General features: G+C 42.2%; 10 protein-coding genes. All 10 read right to left on the bottom strand.

What is annotated here, in order from left to right:
* Positions 1-122 precede the first annotated feature (122 nt).
* The 10 genes from ribF to MKY27_RS04935 all read right to left on the bottom strand — a co-directional run bounded on the left by ribF (position 123) and on the right by MKY27_RS04935 (position 12,561).
* Entirely contained in the window at positions 123-1,073 is a 951-nt protein-coding gene (gene ribF, locus MKY27_RS04980; protein ID WP_339175599.1) for a riboflavin biosynthesis protein RibF, read from the bottom strand.
* Positions 1,074-1,083: 10 nt separating this feature from the next.
* Complete coding sequence (gene truB, locus MKY27_RS04975) at positions 1,084-1,995, bottom strand: tRNA pseudouridine(55) synthase TruB (protein ID WP_339198223.1); 912 nt, start codon at positions 1,993-1,995, stop codon at positions 1,084-1,086.
* Positions 1,996-2,398: 403 nt separating this feature from the next.
* Complete coding sequence (gene rbfA, locus MKY27_RS04970) at positions 2,399-2,743, bottom strand: 30S ribosome-binding factor RbfA (RefSeq protein ID WP_339175597.1); 345 nt, start codon at positions 2,741-2,743, stop codon at positions 2,399-2,401.
* A gap of 59 nt (positions 2,744-2,802) precedes the next feature.
* Complete coding sequence (locus MKY27_RS04965) at positions 2,803-3,081, bottom strand: DUF503 domain-containing protein (protein WP_079525294.1); 279 nt, start codon at positions 3,079-3,081, stop codon at positions 2,803-2,805.
* On the bottom strand, positions 3,081-5,450 hold the full coding sequence (gene infB, locus MKY27_RS04960; RefSeq protein WP_339198220.1) for a translation initiation factor IF-2: 2,370 nt from the start codon (positions 5,448-5,450) through the stop codon (positions 3,081-3,083). Before infB ends, MKY27_RS04965 begins: the two co-directional genes overlap by 1 nt.
* Positions 5,451-5,464: 14 nt before the next feature.
* Positions 5,465-5,773 (bottom strand): YlxQ family RNA-binding protein, encoded by a 309-nt coding sequence (locus MKY27_RS04955; protein WP_251689276.1) that lies wholly within the window; start codon positions 5,771-5,773, stop codon positions 5,465-5,467.
* Positions 5,770-6,048 carry a YlxR family protein gene (locus MKY27_RS04950; RefSeq protein ID WP_339175595.1) on the bottom strand — a complete coding sequence of 93 codons (279 nt, stop codon included), beginning with the start codon at positions 6,046-6,048 and terminating at the stop codon, positions 5,770-5,772. Before MKY27_RS04950 ends, MKY27_RS04955 begins: the two co-directional genes overlap by 4 nt.
* A gap of 39 nt (positions 6,049-6,087) precedes the next feature.
* The gene (gene nusA / locus MKY27_RS04945; protein ID WP_339198217.1) at positions 6,088-7,215 is read right to left on the bottom strand and encodes a transcription termination factor NusA; all 1,128 of its coding nucleotides are present in this window, start codon (positions 7,213-7,215) and stop codon (positions 6,088-6,090) included.
* A gap of 14 nt (positions 7,216-7,229) precedes the next feature.
* Entirely contained in the window at positions 7,230-7,715 is a 486-nt protein-coding gene (gene rimP / locus MKY27_RS04940) for a ribosome maturation factor RimP (protein WP_079525284.1), read from the bottom strand.
* Positions 7,716-8,178: 463 nt separating this feature from the next.
* The gene (locus tag MKY27_RS04935) at positions 8,179-12,561 is read right to left on the bottom strand and encodes a PolC-type DNA polymerase III (protein ID WP_339198215.1); all 4,383 of its coding nucleotides are present in this window, start codon (positions 12,559-12,561) and stop codon (positions 8,179-8,181) included.
* Positions 12,562-12,652 lie beyond the last annotated feature (91 nt).

Raw genomic sequence — 12,652 nt, 5'->3', positions numbered from 1 at the left:
TGTTAAATAAAATATCCCCAATAGCACAGCAGTCGCTGGAGTTGCGAAAAGCCGAGCTAAGGTTCATACGATAATTTCGTACTAATGAATAGTACCATAATTATTGATGATTGCGCAACTATTTAGCGTAGTTGTTCAAAATAGGCGATTGCTTGCTGCTTATCCAATTCAATTTGCTCAATAAGCGCTTCGATGCCGTTAAATTTACGTTCACTGCGAATCCGTTTATACCAGCCGACAACGACCTCTTCACCGTAAATGTTTTTATTGAAATTCAGAATATGCACTTCAATCGACAGCTGCTTTTCATCCGGGTTGTTGAATGTCGGTTTATAGCCTACATTACACACCCCGTCATACCACTTATTTTGCACTAAAATTTTCACTGCATACACACCAGTTGCCGGTATATAGCAGCCTTCCATCGCCTGGACATTTGCTGTCGGGAAGCCCATTGTCCGTCCGCGTTTATCTCCGTGCACAACAATTCCCGGCACTTCAAATGCACGGCCTAATAGATTACGAGCCTGCTCCATTTCCCCGTCCTGCAATGCTTTGCGAATGCGTGTGGAACTGATTTTTTCGACTACATCCTGCTGTTTTTCGATTACGGTCACACCGTAACGGCCGTTAGACAGCTGCTCCATCAGCTCCATATTGCCTTTGCCGTATTGACCGAATGAGAAGTCAAAGCCAGCTGTAACATGCTGAACATTTAAATCGACGATAAAATACTTAATGAATTCTTCAGGTGTAAGCTTTGCAAAATCTGATGTAAAGTTTACAACAAATACTGTATCGATATTCAATTTTTTTAATGTATCTAATTTTTGTGATAGAGGCGTAATATAAAACACTTTTTCATTACGTCTTCCTAATACAATCGATGGATGTGGATCAAAAGTCATAACGGCGCTTTTGATATGAAGTTGCTCTGCTTTTTGCTTTGCCGCTTCAATGACCGCCTGATGTCCTTTATGTACCCCATCAAAAAATCCGATTGCTAATGAGTACGACTCTTTTTCTATTTCCTGTGCTAATTGATGGGGGTATTTCAAATGAATAACGTTCATCTCGTGCCTCCTAATTAATTTCGGGAAACATCTTATCCGGCTTCATTTGCCCGCTCTTTGTTGGATGGGCAATGTAAACCGCAAATGCTCGTCCCTCTACACCAAATACAATTTTATCATGTTCTGATAATAAAGTATGCATTGGGAGAACTTGCCCATTGAAAATTTGCTTTTCAATGTCTTCCGTAATTTCGATGTATGGATAGTCGGATAATGCATATTCAACCGGCAACAGAAACTTCTCCTGCTCCCCTGCTTCCATCATTTCCGCGATTTCAGCCAATGTAAAGCAATTGTCTTTTGTGAATGTACCTGATGCTGTACGGACAAGTTCGTGCATATGTGCAGGATAGCCTAATGCTTCACCGATCTGCACAGCTAGTGTACGAATATACGTCCCTTTCGAACATTTGATGCGGACCCGGAATTTCACTTCTTCCCCTTCAAATGTTTCGGCAACATCCAGTAATTCCAGCTCATAAATTGTGATTTTACGTGTTGGGCGTTCGACTGTTTGGCCTGCTCTTGCATATTCGTAAAGCTTTTTCCCGTTTACTTTTACTGCGGAAAACATCGGAGGCGTTTGCTCGATTTCGCCAGTCAGCGTTTGGAGTGCTTGTAAAATTTCTTCACGAGTAAATGATTTGAAATCTGTATTTTGCTCGACTGTTTCGCCTTCCGCATCCTCTGTAGTTGTCGTACGTCCGATTGAAACGACTGCTTCATACGTTTTGCCGGCATCTGTTAAGTATTCTGCAATACGTGTTGCCTGGCCGATACAGATTGGCAGGACGCCTTCTACACCCGGATCAAGTGTCCCGGTATGCCCTACTTTTTTCGTCTTCAATATTTTTCGTAATTTAAAGACACAGTCATGACTTGTCATGCCGCGCTCTTTCCATAATGGCAAAATACCGTTCATTGTTTTGCTCCTTTGTTTGAAATAGGGATTTCGATATTTAATAGATTCTTTGATATAAGCTTTAGCTATAGTTGGTACTTTTCATACAATCCGTTCTGCTTCGCTACGGGAGGCCAACAGGACGTTGGTCACGAATGCGTTGTTACACGACGTAACGGTTTTAGCATTCGTTCTAATATTCCGCGGGCACGGCTCGAGCCTGTAGTCTCTCCCTCGTGCTTTTCCCGCAGGAAGCCTGCTTGTAGCGAAAGGCGTTAGCCGTCAGCTACACTCGCCCCCCTTCGCTTCGCGTCACTCTAGCTTAGCATAAAGTATTTTTCTTAACGAAACTTAAGTATTCTACAATTCGGTTTATAAGCAAAAAAGTCTGCCTGCATAGTTATGCAGTGCAGACTTCTTAGTTTTATTTATCTTCGTGTAGGCCACGTAGTAATGCATCGATTTTGTTTCCGTATTCGATTGCTGTATCGAATTCGAATGCAAGTTCAGGCGTACGTCGTAAGCGGATACGTGAACCGACTTCCGAACGGATGAAACCGGATGCTTTTTCTAACGCTTGCAATGTTTCCGCGCGTTCGCGTTCATTGCCTAACGATGTAATATAAACAGTTGCTTGCTGTAAGTCTCCTGTTACCGCTACATCAGTAACCGTAACGAAGCCTACACGCGGATCTTTGATTTTTCGCGCAATGATTTCAGTAATTTCTTTCTTCATTTGCTCAGCAACTCGATTAGAACGTAGAGACATAAATGTCACCTCATTTAAATTGCGTAATTAATAGTACAGTTTGCCACAAAATGTGGACGTTATAAATATTCACGGTAAAAATCCAGCTGTTCCCATTGCGGATTTGACTGCAGATAATGGACAGCGCGCATTAACTCGCGTTCAGCTGCTTCTTTGGAAGAAGCAACTGCGACAAGCGCAAGCTTTGTACGCTGCCATACATCCTGATGGTCAATTTCTGCAACCGAAACATTGAATTTTTGTTTCGTACGCGTCACCATCCGTTGAAGGACGGCACGCTTTTCTTTTAATGAGTGGGCAGTCTGAATCATGAATTCAACTTCTGCGTATACAATCATTATTTACGAACGATTTCTTCCATTACGAAGGCTTCGATAATGTCGCCTTCTTTAATGTCGTTGTAGTTTTTGATCGTAATACCACACTCATACCCTTTTGCAACTTCTTTTGCATCATCTTTGAAGCGTTTTAGTGAATCAAGTTCACCTTCGAACACAACAACGTTTTCACGGATTACACGTACGCCGGCATCGCGAACGATTTTACCTTCGATAACGTATGAACCTGCGATCGTACCCACTTTAGATACTTTAATTGTTTGACGAACTTCCGCTTGACCAACGATTTTCTCTTCGAACTCTGGATCAAGCATCCCTTTCATCGCGTGTTCGATTTCTTCGATTACTTTGTAGATGATACGGTGTAGACGAATATCTACGCCTTCTTCATCTGCAGCACGTTTTGCATTTGTATCTGGACGAACGTTGAATCCGATAACGATTGCATTTGATGCAGCAGCAAGAGAGATATCCGATTCTGTAATTGCACCCGCACCAGTGTGGATGATTTTAACGTTAACGCCTTCAACATCAATTTTCATTAATGAAGAAGCCATTGCTTCCACAGTACCTTGTACGTCTGCTTTTACGATTAAGTTTAATTCTTTCATTTCGCCTTGGCTCATTTGTTCGAATAAGTTATCAAGTGTTACACGTTGTTTTTCAGAACGTGAAGCTTGGATAGCTGTCATTGAACGAGATTCACCAACTTGACGAGCTGTTTTTTCGTCTTCGAATACTACGAAACGGTCACCCGCTTGTGGTACTTCGTTTAAGCCTGTAATCTCAACCGGCATAGAAGGACCAGCTGTTTTAATACGACGGCCAAGATCGTTAACCATTGCACGTACACGACCATATGCATGACCGACTACGATCGGATCACCAACACGTAATGTACCATCTTGAACTAAAAGTGTTGCAACTGCACCACGGCCTTTATCAAGCTGTGCTTCAATTACTGTACCGATCGCTGAACGAGTCGGGTTCGCTTTTAATTCGCCTACTTCAGAAACTAATAAAATCATTTCTAGAAGCTGGTCAATACCTTCACCTTTTAGCGCTGAAATTGGTACGAAGATTGTATCTCCACCCCATGCTTCAGGAACTAATCCGTGCTCAGTTAATTCTTGTTGTACACGGTCCGGGTTGGCAGTTGGTTTATCCATTTTGTTGATTGCTACGATAATTGGTACTTCTGCAGCTTTTGCGTGGTTGATTGCTTCAACTGTTTGAGGCATTACACCGTCATCTGCTGCTACTACGATAATTGCGATATCTGTAATTGATGCACCACGCGCACGCATTGTTGTGAATGCCGCGTGACCAGGAGTATCAAGGAATGAAATTTTCTTTCCGTTTACTTCTACTTGGTATGCACCGATATGCTGAGTAATACCGCCTGCTTCACCCGCTGTAACTTTCGTTTTACGGATTGAGTCAAGCAATGAAGTTTTACCGTGGTCAACGTGTCCCATGATTGTTACAACCGGTGGGCGCTCTTCTAATGCGTTTTCGTCAACTTCCACGATAGTGTCATCGAAGTACGTATCTAAATCTGTTTTGTCGATACGGATTTCTTCTTCTACTTCTACCCCGTAGTCTGCACAGATTAACTCAATTGCATCCTTATCAAGCTCTTGGTTAATTGTTGCCATTACGCCAAGCATGAATAATTTTTTAATAATTTCCGATGGCTCACGGTGTAATTTTTTTGCAAGTTCTGCAACGGATAAACTTTCATAGAAAGTAATTTTTTCCGGTAATTCTTTTTGCACCATTGGTTGTGGTGCCGGGCGGTGCGTACGACGTTTGCCACCATTGATACCTGGTTTTCTACGTTGTTGATAGCCGCCTTTGTTTTGAGTGTTGCCACCCTTGTTCGGCGTATTTCCGCCTCTGTTTGGCGTGTTACCGCCTTTATTATTACTAGTGTTTTGAGTTGTGCCGCTTTTGCGGTTATTATTGTTATTTTGTGTCATATTTCGATTTTGGTTACCTTTTTCATTTCTTATTTTTTCGCCTTGTTGCGATTTTGGTTGCCCTTGGGCGTTTGAAGCTTTGTTCGGTTGTTGGTTATTAGAAGCAGATTGTGGACGATCCTGCTTTTGACCTTGCTGCACTTTCTTCTGCCCTTGTTCACCGCGTTTTGGTGTAACATTTACAGCTTTGGCAGGTGTCTTTGCAGGAGAATCTTTCGTTGGTTCCACTGCTTGCTTAAAGACAGAATTTAGTTTTGAGACTGCCTGCTCGTCAATTACCGCCATGTGATTTTTCACTGGCAGATTGTGTTTTGCAAGCACCTCAATAACTTCCTTACTTGTTTTATTTACCTTTTTCGCATATTCATGAACTCTTACTTTGCTCATCTGCTCACCCCCGATTAATTTTCGTTGAGTAGACTAGACATTTTTTTAGCAAATCCGCTATCTGTAATAGCAATCGCTACACGGGCTTCCTTCCCGGTAGCATGTCCTAGATCATAACGATCTCCGAAAACATAATACTCAACTTTATAAAACGTACATTTATCCTGAATCTTTTTACTCGTATTTGCCGAAGCGTCCGAGGCTAAAAAGACAAGCTTTGCATTGCCGTTACGAATTTCTTTTACGACAAGCTCTTCACCGGATATTGTTTTTCGTGCACGTGCCGCTAAACCTAATAGCTGTAGCAATGCCGGGTTTGTCATAAAATCGACTCCCGGCGGATTAGCGTTAGCAACTCTTCATACACCTCATCCGGCACTTTTGCATCAAGCTGGCGATCTAAAATATTCTTTTTACGCGCCATTTCAACAGCATCTTCCGTTTTAGAAACATATGCTCCACGACCGGATTTTTTTCCTGTAACATCAACAGTTACTTCGCCCTCTTTTGAGCGGACGACGCGAATCATTGATTTTTTCGGAAGCATCTCGCCTGTTGCAACACATTTGCGTAAAGGAATTTTTTTATTAACTGCCATATTGCTTACCCTCCTTGCAAAATCATTCCAGATGATGGCTTACTCTTCGTCATCACCATATAAATCAAATTGTACTTCTTCTGCCTCTTCACGTGGAACGAATGTGCTCGTTTCAGAAGGATAGATTCCTAATTCGCGTGCATCTGTTTCACTCTTAATGTCGATTTTCCAGCCCGTTAATTTTGCTGCTAAACGAGCATTTTGTCCGCGCTTACCAATCGCTAGTGATAATTGGTAATCCGGTACGACAACTGTTGTTGATTTTTCTTCTTCATTTACTTGAACGTCCAGAACTTTTGAAGGGCTTAATGCATTTGCAACGAATACAACCGGATCTTCTGACCATTCTACGATATCAATTTTCTCACCGTTTAATTCGTTTACAATTGTTTGCACACGTGCACCTTTAGCTCCAACACATGAACCTACAGGATCTACTTCTTCATTATGTGCATATACAGAGATTTTTGAACGGTCTCCCGCTTCACGCGCAATTGATTTGATCTCAACTGTGCCATCATAAATTTCCGGAACTTCCATCTCAAATAGACGGCGCAATAATCCAGGATGTGTACGAGATACGATTACTTGTGGACCACGTGTTGTGCGCTCAACTTTTGTAATGTAAACACGGATGCGTGATGTTGGCTTATAAACTTCACCTTGAATTTGTTCGTTCACAGGTAATGCCGCTTCCACTTTACCGATTGACACATAAATATTACGTGCATCTTGACGCTCGATGACTCCTGTTACGATGTCATCTTCACGGTCTACATACTCTTCATAGATTAAACCGCGCTCTGCTTCACGAACACGTTGCGTTACAACTTGCTTAGCAGTCTGTGCCGCGATACGTCCGAAGTTACGTGGTGTTACTTCTTCTTCTACGACGTCACCAATTTCATAAGCTGCATTAATGAATTTCGCATCTTCCAATGCGATTTCCAGACGATCGTCTTCTACTTCTTCTACTACGTCTTTACGAGAATAAACAACCATTGAACCTGTTTCTAGGTTAAGGTCCACGCGAACATTTTGCGCTTGGTTGAAGTTACGTTTGTACGCCGTTACTAAAGCCGCCTCAATCGCCTCAATTAATACATCTCTTGAAATACCTTTCTGCTCTTCAAGGGCAGTTAGGGCATCTAGTAATTCACTACTCATTTTTGTTTTCACTCCTAAATTTGCTTATCTGAAAAATCGATAGCAAGACGCGCTTGCGCAATTTTTTCTTTTTCAATTTGTACTGTAACTTTACGTGTTTTAATACGGAATTCGATTTCTAAAAATTCATCTGTATATGCGCGTAAATAACCATAGAATTCTTTTAAATCCTTAACTGGTTCATAAGTTTTTACATAAATATATTTGCCGATTGCCTTTTCAAAGTCCTGTTGTTTCTTTAACGGACGTTCCGCTCCTGGTGAAGAAACTTCTAAGTAATAGTTTTGCTCGATTGGATCATTTTCATCCAATTTCTCGCTTAAACGTTCACTCACTTGGGCACATTGTAAAATATCAATGCCGCCTTCCGGTGTGTCAACATAAATACGAAGGAACCAGTCGCGTCCTTCTTTCACGAACTCGATATCAACTAATTCCAAATCAAGCTCTTCCACGATCGGTGTCACTAGCTCTTCAATGATCGACGTAACTTTGCTCATCGTATCCTCCCTAACGTCTTTGTTTGTTTTAAATCTTCTTAGTATTGGTTAAACAAAAGACGAGTTTTCATTGAAAAATATGGAGACATTTACATCTACATGCAATTGCGTCCAGATTTCTTTTGAGGCCCACAGACGTGGGTCAGCCAGTCATTGCCGTAACATACGACGTTTTAGACAGACTTTATTTTTTCATTTTAAATTTGTGATATTCGCCAAAGGTTCAACTCCATTGAACAAATGATCTGAACACTTGCTCTTCGAAATTAAATAGTTGTGTAAACAACAGAAAAGAGCGGGAAACCCCACTCTTTTGCTGGTGAACTATCAACAAATTATTACATTCAGCATAGCACAAAGGCTATCCTAATGCAAATTTTGCCTGTTAACACATAGAATTAACAACAATTAAGAGAATATGCACCCGTAATTACAAATTCCTCTCTTTTAGCCAATCCAAACATTAGAATAATGACAGCTGGTTGGCATCCGGCATTCCTTCCAGACAGCCAAGCTCATCCATATACTCGATTAATGTCTTCGATACACGGCCGCGCTGCTGCAGATCTTCCTTCGATAAAAACTCGCCGTTTTTACGAGCTTCAACAATTTGTTTCGCTACGTTCGTACCAAGGCCTGGAATGGCATCAAATGGCGGAATCAACGAGTTTCCTTCGATGATGAATTCACTTGCCTGTGAACGGTATAAATCAACCTTTTTGAAGCTCATCCCGCGTTCACACATTTCAAGTGCCAGTTCCATAACCGTCAGTAAACTTTTCTCTTTCGGCGCTGCATCGAGCCCCTTCATGTTGATCTCATCGATTTTTTTGCGGATCATGACAGAACCTTGTGTCATTGCGATCAGATCAAAGTCCGATGCACGCACAGTGAAGTATGCTGCATAGTAAAGAATCGGATGATGTACCTTGAACCATGCGATACGCACAGCCATTAATACATAGGCAGCGGCATGGGCTTTCGGGAACATGTACTTAATTTTTTTACAAGAATCGATATACCATTCCGGCACTTTCTTCGCACGCATCTCCGCTTCCATCTCATCTGTTAACCCTTTACCTTTACGGACAGACTCCATAATTTTAAAGGCGAACGACGGGTCCAAATCCTGATAAATTAAATAAACCATAATATCGTCACGACAGCCGATTACTTCTTTTAATACACAAGTGCCGTCTTTAATCAGTTCCTGTGCATTTCCAAGCCATACGTCTGTACCATGTGACAGTCCTGAAATCTGAACAAGTTCACTGAATGTCGAGGGTTTCGTTTCTTCAAGCATTTGACGTACGAATTTTGTCCCGAACTCCGGAATTCCGAGCGTTCCTGTTTTCGTACCAATTTGCTTTTCCGTTACACCGAGCGATTCCGGCGTACTGAAAATCTTCATAACAATCGGGTCGTCTGTCGGGATTGTTTTCGGATCGATTCCGGATAAATCCTGCAGCATACGAATTACAGTCGGATCATCGTGTCCAAGAATATCGAGCTTTAAAATATTATCGTGAATCGAGTGGAAGTCGAAATGGGTTGTTTTCCATTCCGAATCCTGGGCATCCGCCGGGAACTGTACTGGCGAGAAGTCGTATATATCCATATAATCCGGTACTACGATAATGCCCCCCGGGTGTTGTCCGGTCGTACGTTTTACCCCTGTACATCCTTGCACAAGTCGGTCCACTTCCGCATTTCGGTAAGTGATGCCATTGTCGCTTCCGTATCCTTTTACATAACCGTATGCTGTCTTTTCAGCGACCGTACCGATCGTTCCTGCACGGAATACATAATCCTCACCGAACAGCACCTTCGTATAGTTATGCGCCTGAGGCTGATATTCACCGGAGAAGTTCAAATCGATATCAGGTACCTTATCGCCTTTGAACCCTAGGAACGTTTCGAACGGGATATCCTGGCCGTCTTTTTTATACGGCGCACCACATTCCGGACATTGTTTGTTCGGTAAGTCATAGCCTGAGGCAACCGAACCATCCGCGATAAACTCGGAATGCTTGCACTTAGGACAAACATAATGCGGCGGCAGCGGATTTACTTCTGTAATTTCCATAAATGTTGCAACGAGGGATGACCCTACGGAACCACGGGAACCTACCAAGTAACCATCAGCAAGCGATTTTTTTACAAGCTTGGCAGAGATCAGATAAATTACCCCGAACCCGTGCCCTAAAATAGACTTTAGTTCTTTATCAATACGGGCCTGGACAATTTCCGGTAAATTTTCGCCGTAAATGCTATGGGCCATTTCATAAGTCAGATTCGTTACTTCATCATCCGAGCCTTCGATCTTTGGCGTATATAAATCGTCCTTGATCGGTTTTACATCGCCAATCATATCTGCGACAAGCTGTGAATTGGTCACAACAATTTCCTTCGCCAAATCCGGACCTAAAAAGTCAAATTCCTTCAGCATTTCATCCGTTGTCCGGAAATGGACTTTCGGTAAAGGATTCCGGTTTAATGGATTTGCCCCGCCCATTGAGCCAACAAGAATTTGACGGAACTTCGCATCGGTTTCATGCAGATAGTGAACATTTCCTGTAGCTACAACCGGTAAGTTCAGCTTTTTGCCAAGCTTGACGATACGGCGGATAATGTCTTCCAATGCCCATTCATCATGGACCGTACCACCGTCTACTAATGGCGAATAGACCGGTTTCGGCATTACTTCCAAATAGTCATAGAATTTTGCGATACGCTCGGCTTCTTCCTGCGTTTTATTCATCATTGTTTCAAACAGCTCGCCATTCGAGCAACCTGAACCAACGATTAAACCTTGTCGTAGTTTCTGCAAATCGGAGCGTCGAATACGTGGTACACGGTAAAATGTTTCCGTATGCGAAATCGAAATTAACTTGAACAGATTTTTTAGTCCGGCGTCATCTACCGCCAAAATTGTACAGTGACTTGGGCGTGACTGTTTATATCCTTCTTCACCGCCGACATGGTCATTCATTTCAATCAGGTTTTTAATACCTAAATCGGCCGCCTGTTTCAATAGATGCAGGAATAGCTCACCCGTTGCTTCCGTATCATAGATGGCACGGTGATGCTGGGTTAGTTCGATATTGTATTTTTTCGTTAATGTTTTTAAGTTATGTGTTTTTTGCCCTGGGTTCACAAGTCGGGATAATTCGACCGTATCGATACCCGGGTGGCGAACTTCTATGCCGGCATTTTTATAGGCAACATATAGGAAGCCTAAGTCAAACGATGCATTATGCGCAACAACAACGCCATCGCCGATAAAGTCATGGAATTCGCGAATAACATCATTCAGCTCTGGTGCATTGACGAGCATATCATCGGTAATATGTGTCAGCTCGATAATCTTTGCTGTCAATTTACGATGCGGGTTTGAGAAACGTTCAAATGTATCAATAACTTGACCATTTTTTATTTTTACGGCCGCCAGCTCGATAATTGTGTCATACACATTTGAAAAGCCGGTTGTCTCTACGTCAAATACGACATACGTAGCATCTTCAAGATCCACATCAATCGGATCATAAACAATTGGCTTCCCATCATCAACCAAGTTTGCTTCCACGCCGTAAATGACTTTAATGCCATTTTTCTTACCGGCAGCATATGCTTCAGGGAATGCCTGAACAACAGCGTGGTCAGTTACCGCAATCGCAGGATGACCCCATTTGGCTGCTTGAGCGACAAGCTTATCGATAGATGTCATTGCATCCATTTGACTCATCGGTGTATGCAGGTGGAGCTCAACACGCTTTTCGCCTTCCGGAGCATGGTCTTTTTTAGGTTCACGCTTGATTTCATTGATGTCTTTTACCATCATGACTAAATCGCGGGCAAATGTATCAAGCTGAATGGATCCGCGTACACGTACCCACATTCCTTTGCTCATCTGCTTCATCTTCACGACATCCTCGTCCCCGTTTGAGAACATTTTGACCATTAGCGAATCGGTGTAGTCGGAAATTTTAAATTCAAGCAATGATCGTCCGCTTCGCAGTTCTTTAATGTCACATGCAAAAATAAACCCTTCCAGTACAATCGAACGTTCTTCTTCCAGTACTGTACGGATTTCGACTGGATCCGGATTTTTAATAAGTGAACCAATCTGGAACGGTGTATCTCCATTGGAAACAGCACCAGGATTGGCCGCCTTCTCTTTTTCACGCGACGCAAAATCGGCCATCGCCTGTTTGGACAGTCGCTCTTCCTCTTCTTGGCGTTGTTGATAAAATGCTTCTTGCTGGGCGATAAATTCATCATTTTCCTCTACAAGCTGGAATTCAAGCGGAATATGAGGGAAACCGAATGTTTTGTACGACTCGGCAATTTTATCTGTATACTTCGCTTTTAATGATAAATACTCGACTTCGAGCATCGATGTCACAATCAGCTTATGCCCTGTCCATTTCGGTGTCTGTTTCGATAAATTGGCACGCAGTAATGGCGACATTTCATCCAATTGCTCAACTACAACTTGCCAGTAATCTAAAATATGCTGCTCATTGACAACCGGATTATGTGATTCAATCGTCAGTAACACATTGGCTATAGGCGAGAATTTCTCGACCATCCGCATTCGCAGTAACTGATACACTTGGTACGGCAATATATTTTCTATTTTTATTTTAAAGTCCCAAATACGTTTCTTTTTATGAACCGTTACACGTTCGAGTGTTCCATTTTCAAAAAAGGACATATAGACATCGTCAGTCAATTCAAGCTGCTGTAACAATAGTAGGAATTTTTGTCTTCCTTCCTGTTTTGACAATTGTTTCACCCTTTCATCTTGCTGTTTCCATTGTAAGGCGAAGGGATCGATGGGCATAGAAAAATGCTCCGCTTTATTTAAAATAAGCGGTTCCTTCACTTCCAATGAAAAAGAAAAGAAAGTACAGTAAAAATTGTACTTTCCCGTT

Source organism: Solibacillus sp. FSL R5-0449, from assembly GCF_037975215.1.
In the GTDB taxonomy this organism is placed as follows: Bacteria; Bacillota; Bacilli; order Bacillales_A; family Planococcaceae; genus Solibacillus.
This window is presented reverse-complemented; position numbering and strand designations above follow the sequence as displayed.